Origin of the sequence: Enorma phocaeensis (assembly GCF_900186505.1) — a bacterium.
GTDB lineage: Bacteria > Actinomycetota > Coriobacteriia > Coriobacteriales > Coriobacteriaceae > Enorma > Enorma phocaeensis.
In genome coordinates this window covers 288,344-311,825 of the sequence record NZ_LT891968.1, presented here as the reverse complement: position 1 = coordinate 311,825, position 23,482 = coordinate 288,344, and the positions used below count along the sequence as shown (strand labels likewise).

21 protein-coding genes are annotated in these 23,482 nt (G+C 64.2%); 5 read left to right on the top strand and 16 right to left on the bottom strand.

The features are described from left to right. Positions 1-109 precede the first annotated feature (109 nt). The 3 genes from C1717_RS01760 to C1717_RS01750 form a co-directional block, all read right to left on the bottom strand. Entirely contained in the window at positions 110-406 is a 297-nt protein-coding gene (locus C1717_RS01760; protein ID WP_102371534.1) for a hypothetical protein, read from the bottom strand. 8 nt (positions 407-414) lie between these two features. Next, positions 415-1,158 carry a zinc ribbon domain-containing protein gene (locus C1717_RS01755; RefSeq protein ID WP_102371533.1) on the bottom strand — a complete coding sequence of 248 codons (744 nt, stop codon included), beginning with the start codon at positions 1,156-1,158 and terminating at the stop codon, positions 415-417. A gap of 81 nt (positions 1,159-1,239) precedes the next feature. Beyond that, entirely contained in the window at positions 1,240-1,875 is a 636-nt protein-coding gene (locus tag C1717_RS01750) for a TetR/AcrR family transcriptional regulator (RefSeq protein WP_102371532.1), read from the bottom strand. A 300-nt stretch (positions 1,876-2,175) separates the two neighbouring features. Between C1717_RS01750 and C1717_RS01745 the strand changes: the two genes are divergently transcribed. Then, positions 2,176-3,351, top strand: a complete 1,176-nt coding sequence (locus C1717_RS01745; RefSeq protein ID WP_102371531.1) for an iron-containing alcohol dehydrogenase — start codon at positions 2,176-2,178, stop codon at positions 3,349-3,351. Positions 3,352-3,510: 159 nt separating this feature from the next. On the opposite strand, the gene C1717_RS01740 is transcribed toward C1717_RS01745, so the two are convergent. From C1717_RS01740 to C1717_RS01680, 13 genes are all read right to left on the bottom strand, one after another. Beyond that, a complete protein-coding gene (locus C1717_RS01740; protein ID WP_102371530.1) occupies positions 3,511-4,752 on the bottom strand; it encodes an amidohydrolase in 1,242 nt (413 codons plus the stop codon). A 452-nt stretch (positions 4,753-5,204) separates the two neighbouring features. Next, a complete protein-coding gene (locus C1717_RS01735) occupies positions 5,205-5,936 on the bottom strand; it encodes a ribulose-phosphate 3-epimerase (RefSeq protein ID WP_102371529.1) in 732 nt (243 codons plus the stop codon). After that, positions 5,936-7,114 (bottom strand): UxaA family hydrolase, encoded by a 1,179-nt coding sequence (locus C1717_RS01730; RefSeq protein ID WP_102371528.1) that lies wholly within the window; start codon positions 7,112-7,114, stop codon positions 5,936-5,938. Before C1717_RS01730 ends, C1717_RS01735 begins: the two co-directional genes overlap by 1 nt. Further along, entirely contained in the window at positions 7,107-7,403 is a 297-nt protein-coding gene (locus C1717_RS01725; RefSeq protein WP_219722247.1) for a UxaA family hydrolase, read from the bottom strand. Before C1717_RS01725 ends, C1717_RS01730 begins: the two co-directional genes overlap by 8 nt. Positions 7,404-7,405: 2 nt before the next feature. After that, positions 7,406-8,236: an HAD family hydrolase gene (locus C1717_RS01720; RefSeq protein ID WP_102371527.1), complete on the bottom strand. Its 831-nt coding sequence runs from the start codon at positions 8,234-8,236 to the stop codon at positions 7,406-7,408. Positions 8,237-8,245: 9 nt separating this feature from the next. After that, entirely contained in the window at positions 8,246-9,886 is a 1,641-nt protein-coding gene (gene ilvD / locus C1717_RS01715) for a dihydroxy-acid dehydratase (RefSeq protein ID WP_102371526.1), read from the bottom strand. Positions 9,887-10,028: 142 nt separating this feature from the next. Beyond that, positions 10,029-11,123: an iron-containing alcohol dehydrogenase family protein gene (locus C1717_RS01710; RefSeq protein ID WP_102371525.1), complete on the bottom strand. Its 1,095-nt coding sequence runs from the start codon at positions 11,121-11,123 to the stop codon at positions 10,029-10,031. Positions 11,124-11,182: 59 nt separating this feature from the next. Beyond that, entirely contained in the window at positions 11,183-12,178 is a 996-nt protein-coding gene (locus tag C1717_RS01705; protein WP_102371524.1) for an NAD(P)-dependent oxidoreductase, read from the bottom strand. Positions 12,179-12,302: 124 nt separating this feature from the next. Beyond that, entirely contained in the window at positions 12,303-13,718 is a 1,416-nt protein-coding gene (locus C1717_RS01700; protein ID WP_102371523.1) for a PTS galactitol transporter subunit IIC, read from the bottom strand. 53 nt (positions 13,719-13,771) lie between these two features. Beyond that, complete coding sequence (locus C1717_RS01695; RefSeq protein ID WP_102371522.1) at positions 13,772-14,053, bottom strand: PTS sugar transporter subunit IIB; 282 nt, start codon at positions 14,051-14,053, stop codon at positions 13,772-13,774. A gap of 87 nt (positions 14,054-14,140) precedes the next feature. Continuing rightward, positions 14,141-14,599: a PTS sugar transporter subunit IIA gene (locus tag C1717_RS01690; RefSeq protein WP_102371521.1), complete on the bottom strand. Its 459-nt coding sequence runs from the start codon at positions 14,597-14,599 to the stop codon at positions 14,141-14,143. A 2-nt stretch (positions 14,600-14,601) separates the two neighbouring features. Further along, positions 14,602-15,228, bottom strand: coding sequence for a bifunctional 4-hydroxy-2-oxoglutarate aldolase/2-dehydro-3-deoxy-phosphogluconate aldolase (locus C1717_RS01685; RefSeq protein WP_102371520.1), 627 nt, complete (start codon positions 15,226-15,228; stop codon positions 14,602-14,604). A 449-nt stretch (positions 15,229-15,677) separates the two neighbouring features. Continuing rightward, on the bottom strand, positions 15,678-16,658 hold the full coding sequence (locus C1717_RS01680) for a phosphoglycerate dehydrogenase (RefSeq protein WP_102371519.1): 981 nt from the start codon (positions 16,656-16,658) through the stop codon (positions 15,678-15,680). 489 nt (positions 16,659-17,147) lie between these two features. Between C1717_RS01680 and groES the strand changes: the two genes are divergently transcribed. The 4 genes from groES (at position 17,148) to disA (ending at position 23,468) form a co-directional block, all read left to right on the top strand. Continuing rightward, positions 17,148-17,435 carry a co-chaperone GroES gene (groES, locus tag C1717_RS01675; protein ID WP_102371518.1) on the top strand — a complete coding sequence of 96 codons (288 nt, stop codon included), beginning with the start codon at positions 17,148-17,150 and terminating at the stop codon, positions 17,433-17,435. Positions 17,436-17,486: 51 nt separating this feature from the next. Continuing rightward, positions 17,487-19,124, top strand: coding sequence for a chaperonin GroEL (gene groL / locus C1717_RS01670; protein ID WP_102371517.1), 1,638 nt, complete (start codon positions 17,487-17,489; stop codon positions 19,122-19,124). A 246-nt stretch (positions 19,125-19,370) separates the two neighbouring features. Continuing rightward, complete coding sequence (locus C1717_RS01665) at positions 19,371-22,124, top strand: ATP-dependent Clp protease ATP-binding subunit (RefSeq protein ID WP_102371516.1); 2,754 nt, start codon at positions 19,371-19,373, stop codon at positions 22,122-22,124. A gap of 282 nt (positions 22,125-22,406) precedes the next feature. Further along, on the top strand, positions 22,407-23,468 hold the full coding sequence (gene disA / locus C1717_RS01660) for a DNA integrity scanning diadenylate cyclase DisA (protein ID WP_102371515.1): 1,062 nt from the start codon (positions 22,407-22,409) through the stop codon (positions 23,466-23,468). Positions 23,469-23,482 lie beyond the last annotated feature (14 nt).

The window sequence follows — 23,482 nt, the reverse complement described above, 5'->3', positions numbered from 1 at the left end:
AGCAACGGCGCGGTGTGAGGGCGGGGCGTCGAGCACCTCGGGCGGCGTACGGTCGGGATGGCGCTGCCGAGGGTTTAGGGTGCGGTCGCGGCGTGTTGGGTCGAAGCGCTTAGTCGCGTTGGGCTTTAGATGTCAGGTGCCAGCCGCCGCAGTAGTCGCAGCGGTAGCAATGCAGGCCGCGGCGCCCGTTCTCGGCGCAGGAGAGGATCGCGGCCTCTGCCTCGCCGCGTGTGGCGTAGCGGTTCTTGGAGAGGCAGGCCTTCTCGCGCAGGGCTGCCTCGTGCTGTGCGGCGCGCTCGCGCCGCCGCTGCTCTTCGCGACCGAAGATATCGTCCATGCTCGATGCGCGCTCTTCCTTGAACGCGGCGATCTTGCGTGCCCGCGCCGAGGGCTTTCTGCTCGCCATGGCCTCTCCTATCCCTGTGACCCGGTAAGAACCATCCGCGCGGACGCCTTGATGCCGCGCCACATGGCGAAGCCCCATACGGGCGTCTTGTCGAGATGCTCGAGCTGACCGGTCATGGGGTCGAAGAGCACGGGCAGCTCAAAGGCGGCCCAATGCTTGTCCGGGATCTGCTTCACATAGGCGAGTGCGTCCGGCTGCAATGGATGCTGCAACATGACAGGGTAAACGGCAAGGCCGCTCTGCATGCCGCGAGGGAGCCCCTCGTAGTTCTTGCGTGCCCAAGCCATGCACGCTTCGGCATAGACCTGCATCTGGGCGTAGCCCGCGAGGTCGTTGGCGGCGAAGAAGAAGTAGCTGTGCATCTGCACCGCCAAGGCTCCGCGCTGATCGGCAACGAGGAGGTATGCCCCGGCTTCGGGGATGAACTGGGGAGCCTGGCCGATTCGCGACGCGACCGTCTGCAGATAGCTGGGAAGTATGGCTGCGCTGCCATGGGCGGCGGGTGCCGGGCTCGTCGCTGCGGGGGTTTGGATTTGAGGGGCGGGAGCGGGCGTTGCCGGTGCTTGCGGCACGGGAGCGGGCGCCTGCCAGGCGCTGCTGGATGCCGCGCCGGCGGCGTTGCTATACGCCGGGCTGCCTCCGCTGCGGGCGGGGGAGCCCATGCCGCCGGGTGCAGGAGCAATCGGTGCGCCGCAGGTGACGCAGAAACGGGCGTTTGGAGTGAGCGGCGCCCCGCAGTTGGTGCAGAACATGGATCCTCCGCTCGTCGCAGGTATATCAACTTTTCCAGTGTAGCGCGAACCTGTGGCGCTCACATGCGAGACGCCGGCGTGCTATCGCCGCTCGAGGCACATGAGGATGAAGTCGCGCATCTCGCTGCGGAAATCGACGTTTCGACGCTCGATACCCAGCGCTTCGAGCGCTTGGGTAACCAACGGGTTGTTAGCGCAGCTCGATACCAGGCCGACTGCGTGGGTGTAGACGGCTTCGATCGTCCACGCGCTTCGCGTTTCGTCCTCGTGTAGGAGGTCTGCCAGCCGCACGGCAAGCGCATCGTGGCGCTTGTAGTAGTCGCCCTTGAACGCGATGAGCCGATCGATCGTGACGTTGGTCTCGACGATGGTCAGAAGGATATCGCCAATGCGGAAATACAGATGGTGTGCGTTGGCGATTCCGGCCCACACCTCCGCGATGACGGGCGCATCCAGGCCGCAACCCTGGGGAAACGCCGCCATGAGCGCATCGAAGTACGAGTCCATCTGGTCTTGGGCAAGCAGAAGGAAGATCTCCTCTTTGGTGCTGGTGTACTTGTACAGGTTCGCGCGCGACCAGCCGAGCCGATCTGCGATGGTGGTGAGCGTTATCTCGTGGTAGGGGTGACCTTCGAAGAGCTCGCTCGTCGCCCGTTTGATCTCGGCAAGGCGCTGTTCCTTTTGCTCGTCGCTGCGCGCGCGAATGAAGTCGGCCATGGATCCTTCTCTATGGTTCTCCTATGCCCAGCGGGCATGCTGGGATCTGCTTGCACGTCATTATATCGTTTGTTAACCGTAAATTAAATGAAGTAATGTTAACAAATCTATTTATAATTAACGTGACGTTACGTATTTTATTACTGAGCAGCACGACGAACCGTAGTATGCGGGAACTAGGCATCCCGACCTCGCTTGCTTCCGCATGGTCGTCGGCTGCAGTCCCAGCGCGGCGAGGCATCCGCCCCGCGGACGCAAATCCCGCCTCGTCGCGCGCCCGATAGCAACGAGAGGAAGATCATGCTCGGCAATTTCACCTACCACAACCCCACGAAGCTCATCTTTGGCGATAAGGCCATGGATGCCCTTACCGAGGAGCTCAAAGCGTACGGTCCCGTGGTGCAGCTCGTCTACGGCGGCGGGTCCATCAAGAAGAACGGTATCTACGAGCAGGTCATCGCCGCGCTCGAAGCAGCTGGCAAGACCGTGGTGGAGGACGCGGGCGTCATGCCCAATCCCACGGTCGAGAAGCTCAACGAGGGCATTGCCATCGCGCGCGAGAACGACGTGGACCTCATCCTCGCCGTGGGTGGCGGCTCGTGTATCGACTACGCCAAGGGCGTAGCTGTGAGCGTCAACCTTCCTGCCGACCGCGATTCGTGGCAGACCTACTGGGTCGATTTCGAGGAGCCCGCTTGCCCGATCGTGCCCGTGGGCGCCGTGCTCACCATGGTGGGAACCGGCTCCGAGATGAACGGCGGCTCGGTCATCACCAATCACGAGACGCACATGAAGGTTGGCCACGTGTTCGCAAGTACCGAGGCGTACCCGCGCTTTGCCGTGCTCAATCCCACGTTCACTTTCACGCTGCCGAAATACCAGATGGTAGCCGGCATCTTCGATATCATGAACCACATCACCGAGCAGTACTTTTCTGGTGAGGACGACAACACGAGCGATTACCTTGCCGAGGGCCTCATGCGCAACCTCATCGTGGCGAGCCGCGCAGCGGTTAAGAATCCCGAGGATTACGAGGCGCGCTCCAACATCATGTGGTGCGCCACGTGGGCGCTCAACACGCTCGTCGCCATGGGCAAGAGCACGGACTGGGAGGTCCACATGCTCGGTCAGGCAATCGGTGCGCACACCGACGCCACGCACGGTATGACGCTCTCCGCCGTGGCGCTGCCGTATTACCGCTTCATCATGACGTACGGTCTGCCCAAGTTCGCGCGCTTTGCGACCGCCGTGTGGGGTGTGGACCCGGCTGGTAAGACCGAGGAGGAGCTGGCGGTCGCAGGCCTCGATGCCATGGAGGCCTGGATGCGCGAGATCGGCTGCGTGATGAGCGCGGGCGAGCTCGGTATGACCGAGGACATGGTTGAGGACGTGGCCGACAGCACGCTCATCATGCAGGGCGGCTACCATGCGCTCACGCGCGACGAGGTCGTCCAGGTGTTGCGCGAGAGCCTGTAGATAAAGCTATTGTTGCGTCCTGTCTACCAGTTTTCCGGCGGGGCGGCGCAACGGTGCGCATACGCTCGAGCACGCCGAGGCGATCGGCTTTGGGTCGCAGGCCTATGAATTGGTGGAAGTCTAGTCCGGTACGAATTGGCCGAAACCTCGCCCGCCGCGTCATTCCGCAAGAAAATCGACGGCGTATTGCGCCGCCAGCATAGAGCCCTTGGCAAGCACCGACTCATCGACCTTGTAATAGCACGAGTGCTGCGCGAAGGTGGCGCCAATCGTCGGATTACGCGTACCCACGAAGGCGAGCACGCCCGGCACGATGCGCAGGTACTCGGAATAATCCTCGCCGGAAAGCGTGCCGCGGTAGTGCCCTATTGCCTCTTCGCCAAGAACCTTTTCGATCGCGTTCCGGCAACGTCTGGCCGCCTGCTCGTCGTTCACCACGGCGCCGTGGGCGACCGTGTACTCGGTGAGCTCGGCCTCGGCGCCCAGTGCGGAGGCGGTGTGCACAGCGATGCGCTCGATGAGCCGGGGCATCGCCTCGTGGGCGGAGTCGCTGTACGTGCGCACCGTGCCCGTTAGGTATGCTGTGCCCGCGATAACGTTGCGCGCCGTGCCGCCATGGAGCTCGCCTACGGTTACGACGGCGGGCTCGTAGGGGCTGAGGTCGCGGCTCACGATGGTCTGGAGGTTGTTCACGATCTCGGCCGCCGCGATGATGGCATCCGCGCCCCGTTGCGGCATGGCGCCATGGCATGAGGTGCCATTAATGTCGATGCGGAACCAATCGGTGTTGGCCATGCGGGGCCCTGGTTCGCAGGATATGGTGCCAGCCTCGACCTCGCTCCAGATGTGTGCCGCGTAGGCGCCGTCCACGCCGTCGCAGACGCCCGCACCGATCATGAGCTTGGATCCGCCGCCGTTCTCCTCCGACGGCTGGAACACGGCGCGCACCTCGCCATGGAGGTCGTCTGTCATTTGCGAAAGGATTTTAAGTGCGCCGAGCTGCATGGCGATGTGGCAATCGTGCCCGCAGGCGTGCATGACGCCATCGTTCACGCTGGCGAATGGCTCGTTGGTGCGTTCGGTAACCGCAAGGGCGTCGATGTCGGCGCGGATGAGCAGGCGCCTGCGCGCCTCGCCGTTGGGCAGGTAGGCATCGGGCGCGGTGCCGCGCAGCGTCGCGACCAAGCCGGTTTCGAGCGGCTGTTCGAAGGGGATCCCCATCGCTTCGAGCTCGCGGGCGATGGCTGCGGTGGTTTCGACTTCTTGGAGACTGAGTTCGGGATGCTGGTGGAAGTATCGCCGCTGCTCGATGACATAGGGTTCGGCTGCATGTCCGAGCGCCTGGATGTGCCGCGTTGCGCTCCCGGGCTCTTGGTCGGTCCTAGTTGCATGGATGTCCATTTGCTGCGCCCCTCGTTCGTTAATCGTTCTTAAGTGTATTGTACGCTCGCAGTCCTCAGATGGGATTTCCGCCTGTAGGCAACCTGTTCGATGCCAGCCAGCATAACCCGTTGCCCGTTCGCTGCGGCTCGATGTCTGTCGCCAGCTTCGGCATTCAAGCTCCTTAGGCTGCGATTCCGCTCCGAACGCAAAGGATTGCTCGCCCGGTTGCGGCGCTTCGCCGGGCCGTATGCATGGTTGGAGGCCGATATCCATGTTCTATGCACAAATTAAGCCGCTCCGACGAAGTGCTGAATTGCTCGCATCGAGTTACGGTGGTCGATGGTGGAATACTCGAGTAGACCGATAATGAGAGTCGTCCCTACCTGCGTGTTCTCAGGGGGACGAGAGGGGTCTACCCCCCGATGAGAGAACCGACCACCGTAACCCGGAATGAATAGGATTTCTGTCGATCAACGTCCCATGGCGAGGGCGCGGAGACGGTCAATCGCCCCGTTGGGGCTCTCAGTTCCAAAGACCGAAGAGCCGGCGCAGAATGATCGGGCACCACAAGCGGCGAGACGTGCAATGTTTCCCCTATTGACGCCGCCATCGACCGCGATGTCGAGTTGCGGATTGGTGTTGCGCGCCAACTCGTATATTCGGGATACCTTTCCGTAGGTGGTATCCATCAGGGCCTGTCCGCCAAAGCCCGGTTCCACCCCCATGATCAGCACCATATCGAAGTGTCCGATGCAATACTCGATGGTAGATGGCGATGTGCCAGGTGACAGCGCAATTCCCGCCCGCGCTCCCGTGCTCTTGATATGGTTTGCAAGCCTAAGCGGGCTCGTGCACGATTCGATGGGAAAGATGACGGCATCGGCGCCGGCGTCAAGAGCCCATTGGACGATGGTTTCAGGGTTGGTCGCCATTACATGCACTTCGACGGGAAGTGGCGAGCGCCGCTTCACAGCGCGTATCAAGGCGGGCCCGAAGGCGAGGTTCGGGCAGAAGTGTCCGTCGGTGATATTGAGATGGATAGCATCTGCGCGCGATATGCGGGCGATGGCGGAACCAAGTTCGAGCTGATCCGCCGAAGTGAGCGAGGGCTTGATTTGAACGGTTTCGAGCATGATGAGACCCCCAAAAAAGGAAACCGGCGCATGGCAACGTTTGTGTAAGCCATGCGCCGGCGAAATCATTACGGTTCGCAGTAGCACCAGATCTCTTGGTTGTGGTAGATCGCGAAGTCCTCGAAGCCGTGCTCCTCGGCCTTGGTCCGCTTGCCGTTGCAGACCACGATGAGCTCGTCGAAGATGCGCTCGCCCATCTCGTCGACCGAGCAGGTGCCGTCGATGACGGGCGACGTGTCGATATCGATGTTGGACTCCATCTTCTCGAACGTCTGGTGGTTGCCCGTGAGCTTGATCATCGGCACGAGTGCGCTGCCCACCGGCGTGCCGCGGCCGCTCGTGAAGATGCACACCTGGGCGCCCGCGCAGGTCATGCCCGAGACGGATTCGATATCGTAGCCCGGGGTGTCCATGATGACGAGACCGTGCTCTGTGGGTACGCAGCCATAGGGGATAACCTCGTTCACCTGGGAGGTCCCGCCCTTCTGCATGCTGCCAAGCGCCTTCTCCTCAAGCGTGGACAAGCCGCCTTTCATGTTTCCTGGCGTGGGATTCGCCCCGCGGACATCGATGTTGTTATCGATGAACTGCTGCTCGAGGTCATTGATGATCATGAGGACGTCATGCGCGACCTTCTCGTCCTTCGCGCGGGCGGCGAGAATGTGCTCGGTGCCGATGAGCTCGGTTGTCTCGCCGAGGAGCACGGTGCCGCCCTCGCGCGCGATGCGGTCGCTGCACGAGCCGAGCGACGGGTTGGCCGCAAGGCCCGAGGTGGCGTCGGAGCCGCCGCAGTTCGTGGCGAGCATGAGCTCGGAGATCGGCACGGCGACGCGCTCGACCTTCTGGGCCTCCTCGACCATGCGGCGCACGATCTCGACGCCCTTCTCCACGCAGGCATCGGTGCCGCCCTCGTCCTGGATGGTGAGGACCTCGAGCGGCTTGGGGCTCACCGAGCGGACCTTGTCAGCCAGCTCGTAGGGCTTGGTGCTCTCGCAGCCGAGGCCCACGATGAGCGTGCCGTAGACGTTGGGGTTTCGGGGCAGGTTCTCAAGGCAGCGCTTCATGATCTCGATGCCCTTGCCGATCTGCCCGCAGCCCTTGACATTCTCGACGCCGACCGCGCCCGGCACCTGCGCGGCGATCTGCCGCACCGTGCCGTTGGCGCACCCGACCGTGGAGAGCACGAGTACATAGTTGCGCACGCCGTACGTGCCGTCCGGGCGTGGGTATCCAAGAAATTCAGTCATGGTTCCTCGTTTTCGCGCTTTCGATGTTGTGGACATGGACGTAGGCGCCCTGCGGGATGTCGGCGGTCGCGACGCCGATGATCTCGCCGTACTTGCGCACCTCGTCGCCGCGGGCGATGTCGTGCAGGGCGAGCTTGTGGTAGACCGGGGCGTCGTCTTTGGCGACGACGTGCGCGACGCACGCACCGGTCTTCTTGTCCATGACGTCGACGGTGTCGCCGGCGCAGGTCTCGCCGAGCAGGGTCACGACGTCGTCGGCCTCGGCCATGCGCAGGCCTCGTTTGCTCATGTTCAGTCCTCTTTCTCGTAGTGGCGGGCGATATAGCGCCCGACTCCTGCCTCGTTGTTCGAACAGGTCCTATGGCGCGCCGCGCGGACGGCGTCGTCATCGGCGTTGCTCACGGCCACCCCGTCGCCCACGGCGGCGAGGAGCGTGCTGTCGTTGTTGGCGTCGCCGAACGCGATGGCATCGGCGAGTGAGACGCCCAGGCGCTCGGCGAGCCATGCCGCCGCCGTCCCCTTGGTCGCCCCGGCGACGGTGATGTCGACCGCGCGCGGGATCGAGGACGTGACGTGCAGGCCCCCGATGCCCGCGAGGGCGCGGATGGCCTCGCGGCTCACCTGGGGCGTGTAGGTGCGCAGGTTCATGCGGAAGATGGGCGCGCAGGCGGCCACCAGCTCCTCGACGGTGCCGGGATACGGCCGGCGGGTGCGCTGCGCGTACTCGTAGAACGGCGTGTCCTTGAAGTAGCGGTCGAACGCGGCGAAGCGGTCGCTCGTGATGAAGATGGCGTGCTCGGTGAAGAACTCGACGAGCAGGTCCATCGACTCCACGGCATGCGCGACCGCGAGCATGGTCTCGGGCGCCATCTCGTGCGCATGGACGAGCTGCCAGCCCTGCGCGGTCTTACTTGACACGCAGGCGCCGTTCGCGCTGATCGCGTACTCGACGTCCGGGCGCTCGAGCACGCACGCGGGGATGCCGTCAAACAGTCGCCCCGTGCAGGGGACGAACCGGTCGCCGGCCTGCGCGATGAGATCGAGGGCGCGCAGGTTGCCCTCGGGGATGGTCTTGTCGTCGGCGAGAAACGTCCCGTCCATATCGGAGAAGATCAGTCTCATGGCCGCCCTCTACCGCACGGCCGCGCCCGTGCGCGCGCTGCCGACCATGCGCGCGTAGCGTGGGAGCAGGCCGCGGTCCACGGTGTGCCCGGAGAGCTCGAGATCCGCGCGCCGCCGCTCGAGCTCGTCTGCGGGGACCTCGAGCTCGATGAGGTTGCGCATGAGGTCGACGTGGATGCGGTCGCCGTCCTGGACGAGGGCAATGGGGCCGCCCGCGGCCGCCTCGGGGCAGAGGTAGCCGATGGAGAGCCCGCCTGACGCGCCGGAGAAGCGGCCGTCGGTGATGACGCCCGAGTTGGGGATGCCGCGCATAATCTCGGTCACGCGGTGGAGCTCCTTCATGCCGGGGCCGCCGACCGGGCCCTCGTAGCGGATGACCACGGCGCATCCCGGCTCGATGGTGCCCTGGCCGAACGCCTCGTAGCAGGCGTCCTCGGAGTCGAAGACCCGCGCGGTGCCGGTGAAGACATGCAGGTCCTCGGGCACCGCGCTGGTCTTGACGAGGGCGCCCTTAGGCGCGAGGTTGCCGTAGAGCACCTGGATGCCGCTGGCGACCGAGGCGTCATCGTCCATGGTGCGGATCACCGTGCGGTCGATCGCGATGTCGCGGTCGAGGTTTTCGGCGAGCGTCTTCCCCGTGACGGTCATGCAGCCCCCCTCGAGGAGCTCCTCGACGGTCTTGAGCAGCGCCGGGACACCGCCCGCCTTGTACAGGTTGATGCAGCTCATGTCGCCGTTGGGTACGATGTTGGTGATCACGGGCACCGATGAGCTCACCTGGGCGATGTCGTCCCAGGTGAGCTCGAGGCCCAGCTCCCGTGCGAGGGCGGGGAGATGCAGCATCGCATTGAGTGAGCCGCCCATGCAGGAAAGGAGCACGACCGCGTTGTGGATGGCCTGCTCGGTCATGATGTCCGAGGGCCTGATGCCCCGCCGGACCATATCGACGACGGCGGCGCCGGTGCGGCGCGCGCAGAAGCGGCGCTGGCTCGTGGAGGAGGGAAGGAGCGCCCCGCCGGGCAGCATCATGCCGAGCGCCTCGGAGAGGCAGGCCATGGTGTTCGCGGTGCCGAGGAACGGGCACACGCCCGGGCCGGTGTAGTAGCGCAGCGTCCCCTCGATGACCTCGCGCTCGGTCGCCTCGCCGGCGAGGAAGCGGGCGCGCAGCGCCTTAGACTCCGAGGGCTTGATCTCGTCGTAGCAGGGGCCCGCAGTGACGATCGCCGCGGGGAGGTCGATGCGGGCCGCGGCGTTGAGCATGCCGGGGATGATCTTGTCGCAGCTACCGAGGAAGACCGCACCGTCGAAGATGCCCTCGCCCACGATCATGGCCTCGCACGAATCGGTCACGATCTCGCGGTGGGGGAGGCAGTAACGCATGCCGGCGTGCCCCTGCGCGACGCCGTCGCACATCGCGATGGTGTTGAACTCGACGGGCTCGCCGCCGGCCTCGAGAATGCCCTTCTTGACCTCTTGGGCGAGCTGGCGCAAGGGCTCGTGCCCAGGGCAAAGCTCGTTCCAGCTGTTCGCCACCGCGATGAGCGGGCGGTCGCTGTCGAGCAGGGAATCGATTGAGATACCCGCCGACGCCAGGTGCGCCTTCGATATCGCCCGCTGGAACGGCTCGAGCTTGTCTATGGATCGCTTCATGTCTACCTCCGTGCGAATGGTGTTCCAGAGTCCGCCGCCACCCGGCCTGTGCGGATGGCGGCGCTGCCGGAGGGACGCGCGGGCGCGTGCCCCTCCGGCAGCGGGCTGCAGGGCGACGCGCGGCCACCCTGCAGCCATGTGGCTAGATCATCTGGCGGATCGACTCATGGAGCCGTGCACGGTCGGCGGGGTCCGTGCTGTTGTAGTGACGCGAGTTCACGATGTACTCCTCGATGGCGTCGAGGTTCTCCTCGGTGGGCTCTATGCCCAGGTCGGAGAGGTTACGCGGCATCTTCCAGTCGGCGAGGAGCTTCCTCAGCTCGTCCTCCTGGTGCTCAAGGCCGTTGAAATGCAGCTGCAGGAACAGGCCCACGGCGACGATCTCGCCATGGACGACGTCTGCCACCTCGCGCGTGAACAGCGTGCGCGTGCAGTCGTAGAACACGTGCGCGAGCTGCGTCTGGTTGTAGCCGCGCGTGGTGTTGGAGATGATGCCGGTCACCGGCACGTTGATGAACGCGACGTCGGCGAGCGCCTTGTTGGCCTCGCCGGCGCGGATCGCCTCGATGGCCTCCTGTGCGCGCCGGTCGAGGACGTCTGAGGTGTACTCGGCGAACTTGTAGGCGGTGAACAGGTCGATGTCGGTGTCGGTGACATCGAGCGAGGGACGGCCGTTCAAGATCTCGATCTTTTTGGCCATGGCGTCCAGGATGCCCGCGGCGGCATAGCGCACGGGGCACTTGGCCACGATATCGAGGTCCAGGTAGCAGGCGTCGATCTCGTGGGCGTAGCGCCAGGTGACGTCTTTCGCGCCCTCGGGGGTGTACATGACGCTCGTGCAGGCGAACGGGGCGCACTGCGAGATGGACGTCGGGATGTTGATGACGCCCATGCCGGCGAGCTCGCCCGTCGCCTTGGCGAGGTCCATGTTCTTGCCGCCGCCGATGCCGATGACCTCGTCGGCGTTGAACTCATGCGCGCGCTCGGCGAGCTCGTTGGCCGCCTGGGCGGAGCAGGCTCCCTTCCAGATCACGAGATCCCAGTCGATGCCCGCCTCCTTCATGCTGGGCGCGAGCTTGGGCTCGACTGCGGCCCACGAGCGGGTGCCGGCGATGATGAGCACGCGCTTGCCGAAGCGGGCGATCTCCTCGCCGAGCTCGGGCAGGAGGTTGCGCTCCTGGCGGTACCTGCCCGCGCCGAACTTGATCGCGGAATCCCGTGCTGATAGATCTGCCATGTCGGATTACCTCCAAAGGTCGGTACGGCAGCGTCGCGGCCGTCTGCCACAAAAAGCCCCTACTGCTCCCAGACAATGTTCACCGGCTTCTCGCCGCGGGCGACGAGCTCGGCGTTCTTCACGCAGATTTCGCCCATGCCGCCGAGGGCCTCGACGGTGTAGGCGCCGATGTGCGGCGTGACGAGCACGCGCGGGTTGTTGAGGAACGGGTCGTCCGGCGCGGGCGGCTCTACGCTCATGGCGTCGATGGCGAGGCCGGAGATCGTGCCGTCCTCGAGGGCGGCGACCGTCGCGGCCTGGTCGAGCATGTCGCCGCGGGCAGTGTTGATCACGTAGGCGCCGCGCTTGATCTTCTTGTAGAAGTCCTCGTCGGCGAGGTGGAACGACGTCGGGTTCAGGGTCGCGTGGAAGGTGACCACGTCGGACTCGGCGAGCAGGGTGTCGAGGTCGACGTAGGTCACGTCGTTCTTCTGGGCCCACTCGTCGTCATGCACCGGGTCGTTGGCGAGCACGCGCATGCCGAAGCCGTGATGGAGGATCTCGGCGACGCGCGAGCCGATGTTGCCGCAGCCGATGATGCCGACGGTGCGGCCGCGCAGCTCCATGCCCACGAACTGCCCGCGGTCGAGCCAGCGGTTCTCGTTGGCGGCACGCGAGGCGGCGCTGAACTGGCGGATGAGGTCGAGCATCTCGCCGACCGCGCACTCGGCGACGGCTTCGCGCTCGACGACCTTCTGCACCTTGGTGACGTAGCAGCCGCAGGCGCGGGCGGCGTCGACGTCGACGTTGTTGAAGCCCAGGCCGTCACGGGCGACGAGGAGCATGTCTGGCTTGCACGCGAAGAACTCCTTGTCGAACTGCGGGGTGCCCGAGGAGATGATGATGTTCGCGTCGCCGACGGCCTCCGCGAGCTCCGCCCCGTGGCAGTCACCGGGGACGTCGACGCGCTTCACCGCTCCGAGCTTTTCGAGGCGCTCGATGTGCTCGGGCACCGCGTAGCCGAACGACGACGAGTTGGTGATGGCGATGCTGATGTGCTTTGCTTGCTGGTCCATGGGAGCCTTTCTTGCGGTCTGCGGATAAAAAACGGGCGGGCATCCTGGGATTCAGATGCCCGCCCGATGCATGGCGAGCTGACTGGGGAGAGTGTGTCGCTAGGCCATGCGTTCGAAGGAGGGACTACTCTTCGGCAGCGGCCTCGGCCTGCTCGGCCTCGTACTCCTCGAGGGTCTTGCCCTCGGCGTAGGCCTGAATGCGGTTCATGCCGACCTTCTTCTCGATGAAGAAGTACACGGCGGCGAAGACGACCACGATGGCAGGGATGAAGACGACCGGGTTGGTGATGCAGCTCCAGAAGAGCATGGCGCTCATGGTGAGCGACGGGCCGCAGGTGGAGGCGATCAGGCTGTCGAAGTCAAGGCCGGCGCTGGAGGCGAAGGCGGTCATGTACGGGGCGGCAACGGTGCCGGCGTACAGGATCGCGGTCATGACGACGCAGGCGATGATCAGCGAGCGGAACATGTTGCCGCGGCAGAGGGCCACGATCATGCAGACGCGGAAGGTGATGACCGCGAGGTCGGCGAACGGCAGCATGTGGTTGCCGGGCAGGATCACGGCGAGCAGCAGGGTGATCGGCACCATGAGCAGGGCGAGGGTGATGACGGAGTCGTTGCCCACGACCACGGCGGCGTCGAGGCCGATGCTGAACTCACGACCCTTGAAGCGCTTCTTGCAGAACTTGCTGGCGGCGCTGGAGACCGGCATGAGGCCCTCGACGAACAGGACGGTCATGCGGGGCAGGAGCACCATGACGGCGGACATGTAGACGCCGAGGGTGAAGATGCCGGCGATGTCGTACTTGGCGAGGGCGCCGATGATGCAGCCCAGGATCAGGCCGAGCATCCAGGGCTCACCGAAGAAGCCGAGGTACTTCTTGACGCCGGAGAGGTTGAGGTCGATGTCCTTGACGCCCGGGATGTGGTCGAGCAGCCAGTTCATCGGCGCGGCGATGATCAGCGAGCTCACGGAGGGGACGTGCGGCAGCGAGACGTTGGGGATACCGAAGAACTTGGACACGAGCGGCTGCGACCAGTCGGCGAACTTGAAGGTGATGACAGCCATGAGGCCGGAGGCCACGAGTGCCCACACGATGTTGCCGGTCACGAAGAACACGAGGCCGCCGCAGGTGAGCATCGAATGGTAGTTCCAGATGTCGACGTCAAGCGTGTTGGTCATGCGCACCGCGAGCATGATGATATTGATGGCGATGACCTCGAGCACGATGAGCGGGACGATGGGCGACGCCCAGGCGACGGAGGCAAGCGCGCTCCAGCCCACGTCGAGGACGTCGAGCTGCACGCCGAAGTTCTCGACCATGGCCTGGGCGGCGGGGCCGAGCTGGTCCTTCATGAGCTGGGTGACCAGGTTGATGCCGGCGAAGCCGATGTCGATGGTGATGCCCGCCTTGAACGCCTTGCTGAACTTAAGGCCGAAGACCAGGCCGAGCACGGTGATGATGATCGGCAGCATAACGTAGGCGCCGGCATCGATGACCGCTTGGAACGCAGCGAAAAAGCCGTTGACGAATGCGTCCATGCATTTCCTCCTCTAGTTACGATGCGAATGGGGTGGCCGTTGAGCCCTTAGGGCTACTCCCTGCAGGCCTCGAGGATCTCCTCGAGGGTCTCGTCCTCGCCGATGCCGGTCAGCAGGTTGATCGCCATGATGACGGGGGTCTTGATCTCGTTCTCGTTGAACTGGCCCGAGGTGACGACCAGGTCATAATCACCGGCGATGGCGGCGACCTCCTGCACCTTGCACTGGTCGTACTTGATCTCGACGCCGTTCTCCTCGAGGTAGTCGGCGACCTTGTGGGCGACCATGGTCGAGGTCACGATGCCGTTTCCACAGGCAAACAGTACGCGTTTCATGCCATTTCCTTTCTTGTCGCGTCTGCCTTGCGTATCGGCTGGGTCTCCAGCCGGATATGCCGATCTGGTGCCGCGGGGGCGCGGCGCTTAGGCCAGGCGGTCCTTCAGCAGCTCGAAGGCCCCGTGCTGATCGCACGCGACGAGCTGCTTGGCGAGCTCCTGGTCCTGGATGATGCCGATGACCTTCTGGATCATCTGAAGGTGGGCGTGGGGTTCGCTCAGGGCGAGCATGAAGACGAGGCTCACGTCCGTGGTGGCCGCGGCGTCGTCCATGCGGTGCCAGGCGACGGGCTTCTTGAGGATGCCCACGCACACGGCGTCCTTGTTGACGTGCTCGGTGTCGCAGTGCGGGATGGCGACGTTCACCTCGCCGACGGCCAGCGCGGTGGGGAAGCCCTTCTCGCGCTCGGCGATCGCGCCGGCGTAGGTGTCCTTGACCACGCCGACCTCGAACATGCGGTCGGCCATGCTCTTCTCGACGGCGGCGAAGTCGCCCGGCTTATCGAGGATCGTCACGAGGTCCTCGGAGAAAAACAGTCCTGCCATGTCTACCACCTAACCCGGTTCTCGAATGCCTTGATCTGCTCGGCGAGCGCGTCCTCGTTCATGGCGCGAATATCATCCTTCTCGAAGATGCCCGAGCCGATGCCGGCGAACTCGGCGCCCGCGTCGAAGTAGTCCTGGACGTTGTTGCCGTTGACGCCGCCGACCGCCATGAGCGGCATGCGGTCGAGCGGGGCCTGGATGTCGGAGAAGAACCGCGGGGTGGCGCACGCCGCCGGGAAGATCTTCACGATGTCGGCGCCCATGTCGAACATCTTGATGACCTCGGTGGGGGTGTAGGCCGCCGGGACCGTGATGGCGCCCGCCTTGCGGGCGATCTCGAAGATCTCCTCGGTGAAGTTGATGGGGGAGAGCATGAACTTCGCCCCCGCCGCGGCGGCCGCCTGGGCGCGCTCGACCGTGGTGACGGTGCCGGCGCCGATGTGGACCTCGCTGCCGAACTCCTGCACGAGCTTGGCGATCGTCTCGGCCGCGCCCGGCGTGTTCATGGCCACTTCGACGGCGTTGAGCTTGCTGCCGACGAGCTGGCGCACCACGCAACGGCACTGGTCGTAGGTGTAGCCGCGCAAGATGACGGTCACCTTCGGGAAATTGCTCGCTTCTTCGAGCATGCCATCTCCTCTCTCTGAGTAAATGCATAATTACATTCACTATCTGAAGATGACCACATATTTTCAACACTTTTGGGAACAAGTGCAACTGGGTATCCGTGAACGGTAGGTAACTGCCTTAATGAATATGGAGACCGCAGCTAGTAGCCGAGTTTATGAAAATGCAAGATACCGTTCACCGATTAGATTTGACCGTTTATCATGAAGATGGAAAACGGGAGACTAAAAATGCTAAATCAGAACTGCATAAAAAAGAGTCAAAAACGCATAAAACTAGAACGAATAAGAATTTGTACACATAATGCACACAATTAAGTAGTTAGAAAGATGGCGCATTGCTTCGCGCATCGGGAAGAAAGGTCATCGCAGTCCGCTCGACGGGATGGCCCGGGCGCGTCCGCGGTGGGCTGCGACGGGCGCTATATATTGGTATGGGGCCTGCGGGTGCGCTATCCGTACAGGAGGCTCAAAGGCGTCACGACGTTCGGCGGGGTCATGCCGTTCTTGACCGCGATGATGTTGTCCGCGACCGCCATGCCCATGCGCAGGTTCGTCTCATAGGTCGCCGATCCCACGTGCGGCGTGACGATCACGTTGGGGAGCTCGGCGATGCTCGGCGCGGGGCCGGGCTCGTTCTTGTAGACGTCGGTCGCGTAGCCGTAGAGGCTGCCGCTGCGCAGCGCCTTCTCGAGCGCGGTCTCGCGGATGATGCCGGCACGCGACGTGTTCACGAGGATGGCGCTCTCCCGCATCATCTTGAGCTCCTTGGCACCGATCAGGTTGACGGTCGAGGAGGTCAGCGGTACGTGCAGGGTGACGATGTCGCTCCGCTTGAGCAGGTCGTTCAGGCTCGTGAAGATGAGCCCGGTCGCGGCGGCGTCCTCCTGCGGGCAGATGTCGTTGCCGAGGATGTCCATGCCGAAGCCCATCGCGCGCCGCGCGACCGCCTTGCCGATCTCGCCCACGCCGACGATGCCGATCGTCTTGCCGTAGAGGCTGTGGCCGGCGCGCTTCTTCCAGATGCCGCTTTTGAACTCGTTGTTCATCTGCGTGATATGGCGCTCGAGGTCGATGATGAGGCCGAAGGTGAGGTCGGCCGTCTCCTCGGTGTTCACGCCGGGGGTGTTGGCGATGGTGATGCCGCACTTCATGGCGGTGGTGTAGTCGATGCCGTCGATGCCGCGGCCATGCCGCACGATGAGCTTGAGGCGCGGGAGGCGCTCCATGACGGAGCGCTTCATGCCCCCGCCGCCCAGGATGACCGCATCGGCCTCGTGCGCATGGTAGATCATCTCGGTGGGCGAGAGGGGGTGGTCGTGCTCGACGATGGTGACGTTGCATCCGGCGGCCTCGAGGCGCTCGAGCGGCTCGCGCGTGAATACGCCGAACGTTGCGGCGAATGAGACAACATTGAACGAATCGGTTTCCATCGCTTGGGTCTTTCAAAATGATGTGGGGAAGATGACTACCCGCGGACGCGGCGAGTCTGTAAGCAAGTACAGTAGCATGTTATCGATGAATGCGGGATGGATTATTTACTAGAGTGGGCTGTTATCTGATTGAAACCTCGGCGATCGTTCTGGACTTACTAAACTCTTGCTGATTACGGCTGCAGGGGATCAGGGCCGTTTCGATGTCCCGAATGGCTTTTCAATTTTTGAACGCAGGCGACGGTATCTCATGCAAAATGCGGCGAGCAGTCGACCATATCGAATGGGAGCAGCTACGGCCTCCGATGGCGCCGCGCGGACGTTCGTGCCAGACGCAACGAGATGACTCACAAAATCTAAGTGTCGAATAATAAGATTTTTTGCTCCTGCGTTGTATAAGTTCAGACAGATGGGTACTATTCAGGGCGTACGTAAGTCAGAGGTGCGGTAGGCAAGGTGCCTGCGCAACCGGTGAAGGAGGAACCTTCTATGAGTCTTAAGCCGCTTGGTGATCGTGTTCTGATCAAGCCCGAGGCTGCCGAGCAGAAGACCGCTTCCGGTCTGTACATCGCCAGCAATGCCCAGGAGAAGCCGCAGCGCGGCGAGGTCATCGCTGTGGGCGAGGGCAAGCTCAATGACAAGGGCGAGCGTCTGCCGATCGATGTCAAGCCTGGCGATACCGTGATCTACGGCAAGTTTGGTGGCAACGAGGTCAAGATCGACGGCGAGGATTACCTTCTCATGCGCGCCGACGACATCTACGCGATCGTCGAGTAACTCGCAGCCGGAGCATTCGGAATCACTTACTAGTACTGGAGGATATATAAGATGGCTAAGGACATCACTTTTGACACCGCAGCGCGCACCAAGCTCGCCAAGGGCGTGAACAAGCTTGCTGACGCCGTGACCGTGACCATGGGCCCCAAGGGCCGTTACGTTGCCCTGCAGCGCTCCTTCGGCGCGCCGACCATCACCAACGACGGCGTCTCCGTCGCCAAGGAGATCGAGCTCGAGGATCCCATCGAGAACATGGGCGCTCAGCTGGTGAAGGAGGTCGCCACCAAGACCAACGACACCGTGGGTGACGGCACCACCACCGCAACCCTGCTCGCCCAGGCCATCGTGAACGACGGCCTGCGCAACGTGGCAGCAGGCGCTAACCCGCTTGCCATCCGTCGCGGCATCGAGAAGGCCGTGAACGCTGCGGTCGACGAGATGAAGAAGCAGGCTCAGCCTGTGGAGACCAAGGAGCAGATCGCTTCCGTGGGCACCATCTCCGCTGGCGACCCCAAGGTCGGCGAGAAGATCTCCGACGCCATGGACGTCGTGGGCAAGGACGGCGTCATCACCGTCGAGGACGGCCAGACCTTCGATATCCAGATCGACACGGTCGAGGGCATGCAGTTCGACAAGGGCTACGTCTCCGCGTACTTCGTGACCGACAACGATCGCATGGAGGCCGTGCTCAAGGATCCCTACATCTTCATGACCGACCAGAAGATCTCCAATGTCCAGGACATCATGCCCGTGCTCGAGGCTGTCTCGCGCGCCGGCAAGAGCCTGCTCATCATCGCCGAGGACATCGAGGGCGAGGCCCTGCCGACCCTCGTGCTCAACAAGGTCCGCGGCGCGCTCTCCGTTGTCGCCGTGAAGGCCCCTGGCTACGGCGATCGCCGCAAGCGCATGCTCGAGGACATCGCCGCCCTTACCGGTGGCCAGGCTGCTCTCGACGAGCTGGGCATCAAGGTTGCCGACATCACCGCTGAGATGCTCGGTACCGCCAAGTCCGTTACCGTCACCAAGGACAACACCACCATCGTCGACGGCGGTGGCGACAAGGCCGCCATCGAGGCCCGCGTCGCTCAGATCAAGGCCGAGCTCGAGCACACCGAGTCCGACTTCGACCGCGAGAAGCTTCAGGAGCGCCTCGCCAAGCTCTCCGGTGGCGTGGCCGTCATCAAGGTGGGTGCTGCCACCGAGACCGAGCTCAAGGAGATCAAGCACCGCGTCGAGGACGCCCTGCAGGCGACCCGCGCTGCCGTCGAGGAGGGCATCGTCGCCGGCGGCGGCGTGGCCTTCATGGATGCTGCTCCTGCGCTCGAGGGCATCGAGATCTCCGACCCCGAGGAGCAGATCGGCATCGACATCGTCAAGAAGGCGCTGACCGCTCCTGTGGCGACCATCGCCCAGAACGCCGGCTTCGAGGGCGCCGTGGTGGTCGACAAGGTCGCCAGCCTGCCCGCGGGCGAGGGCCTGAACTCCGCCAACGGCGAGTGGGGCAACATGATCAAGATGGGCGTGCTCGACCCGGTCAAGGTCACCCGCACCACGCTGCAGAACGCCGCGTCCGTCGCCTCGCTCATCCTCATCACCGAGGCTACGGTGACCGACGTGCCGAAGAACACCGCGCTTGAGGACGCCATCGCGTCCGCCACGGCCAACGCGCAGGGCGGCGGCATGTACTAAGCCCTGAGCTGTAAACTCTCACCGGGAAGCCCCCGGCGGTTCTTCTTCGCTGGTCCTCGCCGCTTCGCGGCTGCGGAATCGCCCAGGAGAATCCGCCGGGGGCTCCCCTGCATTCGAGGCATGTATCGTTCCGGCGCGACCTGTTAGTATCGATAGGCAATGGGTACACGGGTTTGATGCGGTTCGACGCGCCGTGGCGCGCGGTCGAGCCGTCCCGCACGGTTCAGCACGACAGAAGGTACGAGCATGTTAGACAGATTCACAGACCGCGCGCGTCGCGTCATGTCCCTGGCGAAGGAAGAGGCGATCGCGCTTTCCACGAACAAGGTGGGCACCGAGCACCTGCTGCTCGCGCTCGCCAAGGAGGACGAGGGCATCGCCGCGGAGGCGCTGCGCGTCCTCGATATCTCCTACGACGACATCATGGACGAGCTCAAGGAGGTCGTGGCCAAGAAGGGCGCCGCCTCCGGCGCCGCCGCGCCCGATGCGCAGGCGGATGCCGAGGGCACTGCCGCGCCCGACGCGGCAGCTTCCGACGGGCAGGCGGCAGCCCCCGCCGATGCCCCCGCTTCCGGCGCCGCTCCGGCGGACAGCAAGGGCGAGGGCGGCAAGCTCGCGTTCACGCCACAGGTCATCACCGTCATGGAGAAGAGCTTCCGCCATGCGCGGGAGAACAACCAGACCTATGTCTCCACCGAGCACCTGCTGCTCGGCATCGTGGATGAGTCGTCCTGCATGGCCATGGATATCCTCATGCGCCTAGGCGTCACGGCCGCGTCGGTGCGCCAGGCGGTTGAGCGGCTCACCTCCAAGGACCAGGGCAAGCGCCCCATGGCAGGTTCCGCGTCTGGACGGCCCGGTGCTGGGTTGCCGTTCTTCTCGGGTGAGGCCGCGCACGGCAAGGGCGAGAACGGATCGCTGCTCGAGCAGTTCAGCACCAACCTCACGCAGCAGGCGCGCGACGGCAAGCTCGACCCGGTGATCGGCCGCGACCACGAGATCGCGCGCATGATGGAGATCCTCTCGCGCCGCACCAAGAACAACCCGCTCATCTTGGGCGACCCGGGCGTGGGCAAGACCGCCATCGTCGAGGGCCTCGCGCAGGAGATCGCCGCAGGCAACGTGCCCGAGAACCTCATAGACAAGAACATCTGGTCGCTCGACCTGCCCGGCCTTGTTGCCGGTGCGAAGTACCGTGGCGAGTTCGAGGAGCGCCTGAAGGGCGTCATCCAGGAGTGCACCGAGGCGGATGACGCGATCCTCTTCATCGACGAGATGCACACGCTCATCGGCGCCGGCTCCGCCGAGGGATCCATCGACGCGAGCTCCATGCTCAAGCCCGTGCTCGCGCGGGGCGCGTTCCAGATCATCGGCGCCACCACGGCGGAGGAGTTTCGCAAGTACCTCTCCAAAGACCCTGCGTTCGAGCGGCGCTTCCAGTCGATCGACATCGAGGAGCCAAGCGTCGAGGACACCGTCAAGATCCTGAATGCCCTGCTGCCGCGCTACGAGGAGCATCACCACGTGCGCTACGCGCCCGAGGCGGTCGAGGCGGCAGCGCGCCTCTCGGCCCGCTACATCCAGGACCGCTACCTGCCCGACAAGGCCATCGACCTCATCGACGAGGCGGGGGCCCGCGCCCGGATCGCGCGCAATCGCGCCCCCGAGCCGGTGCGCTCGGCTGAATCCGAGGTCATGCGCCTCAAGGCTGCGGTCGAAGAAGCGACCGAAGGCGACGACATGAACCGCGCTGCCGAGCTCAAAGAGCAACAGCAGCAGGCCGAGATCGCGCTCTCCGAAGCGCGCGCTGCCTGGAACGCCGAGCTCGATTCGGCGCCGGTTACCATCGGCATCGAACAGATCGCCGACATCGTGTCCGTGACCTCGGGCGTGCCGGTCTCCTCGCTTACCGAGGACGAGAGCCGCCGGCTCCTCAATTGCGAGCAGGTGCTCAAGACGCGCATCATCGGCCAGGACGAAGCCGTTTCCGCCGTGGCGAAGGCCATCCGGCGCAGTCGGTCGCCGCTCAAGGACCCGCGCCGTCCTGGTGGCTCGTTCATCTTCCTCGGCCCCACCGGCACGGGTAAGACCGAGCTGGCCAAGACGCTCGCCGAGTACCTCTTTGGCAGCAAGGACGCGCTGATCAGCTTCGACATGAGCGAGTTCGCCAGCGAGTACGAGGTCTCGAAGCTCATCGGTAGCCCTCCGGGCTATGTGGGCCACGAGGAGGGCGGCCAGCTCACCAAGGCCGTGCGCCGTCACCCGTACTCGGTGGTGCTGTTCGACGAGATCGAGAAGGCGCACCCCGACATCTTCAACATCCTGCTGCAGGTGCTCGATGAGGGTCGCCTCACCGATGGCCAGGGCAAGACGGTCGATTTCCGCAACACCGTGGTGATCATGACGTCGAACGTGGGCGCACGCGAGATCTCGCAGGAATCCAGCGTGGGCTTTGGCACCACCGGCGAGGCGGGGCTCTCCGGCAAGGAGATCCGCAGCCGCGCGATGTCCGAGCTCAAGCGCCTGTTCCGTCCCGAGTTCCTAAACCGCGTGGACGACATCGTGGTCTTCCAGAAGCTTGCCGGCGAGAGCCTCACCAAGATCGCCGAGCTGCTCGTCGACGATCTGCGCCAGCGGCTCATCGCCAACGGCATGAACATCCGGCTCACCGACTCCGCCATCGCCAAGATCGTGGCTGAGGGCACCGACCTCACCAACGGCGCGCGCCCGCTGCGCCGCGCGATCCAGCGGCTCATCGAGGACCCGCTTTCCGAGGAGCTGCTCGCGGGCGAATGGGGCGTTGGAGACACGGTGCTCTGCGACGTGGTGGACGGTGCGTTCGTGTTCAGCCATGGCACGGGCGAGATCCCCGCGCCGCGTCCGACGGGCGTGCTGGGGCAGAGCTTCGAGGCCGCCCCGCGTTCCTCGGGCGGCACGCCTGCGCTTGCGGGTGGTGGCCCCGGCGGTGCCATACAGGTGGGCAGCGGCTCGCATCGGTAGCGATCGCTTGCGGGTGGCGGTAATCGGTCGCGTTGGACTCTGCGCGCCCGCCGCGTCAGGCGCATCGCACCGTGGGCGGCGAGCCCACGTCAAGAATGTTGTCGCGCCGCCGCGATAGGTCGACCTACCGCGGCGGCGCCGTTCTCGGGCTCCCTTCTCCGCTCTGCGGGAGGTGCTAGTTCTTGCTTTCTGTTGAAAATGAGGTTGAAGCTGCTGCCGGTCTTGCTCTCGTGGGAAAATAACACTGTCTGTGTGTTTGCGTAGCAGTTTGGGGGTAGCTCATTGGAGAAGAACGAGATCCAGAAGCGTATGAACGAGGCCATTCGCCTTACCGCTCCCGGGCAGCCCGTCCGCACCGCACTCGACATGATCATCGCAGGTCATCTTGGCGCTCTCATCTGCGTGGGCGACACGGAGAACGTGCTCGCCGCCGGCAACGACGGCTTCCCGCTGAACATCTCCTTCACCAGCAACCGCCTGTTCGAGCTTTCTAAAATGGACGGCGCCATCGTTATCGATGAGAGCCTCTCGCAGATTCTGCGAGCCAACTTCCACCTCAATCCCGACCCGTCGCTTGCGACGAGCGAGACCGGCATGAGGCATCGCACCGCAGCGCGCATGAGCGTCCTCACCGATGCGATCGTGATCTCGGTCTCCGAGCGCCGCAGCGTGGTGAATGTGTACGTGCACGGCAAGTCGTACCAGATCCAGACCGTCTCCGAGGTCATGGGGCAGGTCAACCAGCTCGTCTCGACGCTGCAGACCACGCGCTCCTCGCTCGACCGCGCCCTCTTGCGCCTCACCGCCCTTGAGCTCGACAACTACGTGACGCTTGCCGACATCACGGACATCTTCTCCAGCTTCGAGATCCTACAGCAGGCTAAAGAGGAGTTGCAGTTCTGCATCGTCAAGCTCGGCAGCCAGGGCAAGCTCGTGCGCATGCAGCTCGAGCAGCTCGCGGGCAGCGCCATCGAAAACGACTACAACCTTATGATTCGCGATTACGCTTCGGATTCCTCGGAGGAGAACGCGGCGCGCATTCGCGAGCAGTTCTCTAAGATGACTGCGCAGGATCTTACCAATCCGCACCGGGTGGCCGAGGTGTTGGGATACGACGACCTCGACGAGGACGCTGTCATGACGCCGCTTGGCCTGCGCACGCTTTCGCAGGTCTCGGTGGTTCGCGATGGCGTGGCCGAGCGCATCGTCGACGAATACGGCTCGCTCCAGGAGCTGCTCGACAACATCAAGGACAACCCCGAGCGCTTGGGTGATTTTGGCGTGAACAACCCGACTATCCTCGCGGATTCGCTCTACCGCATGCAGGGCAAGCGGGGGGCATAGACGACGCCGGAACG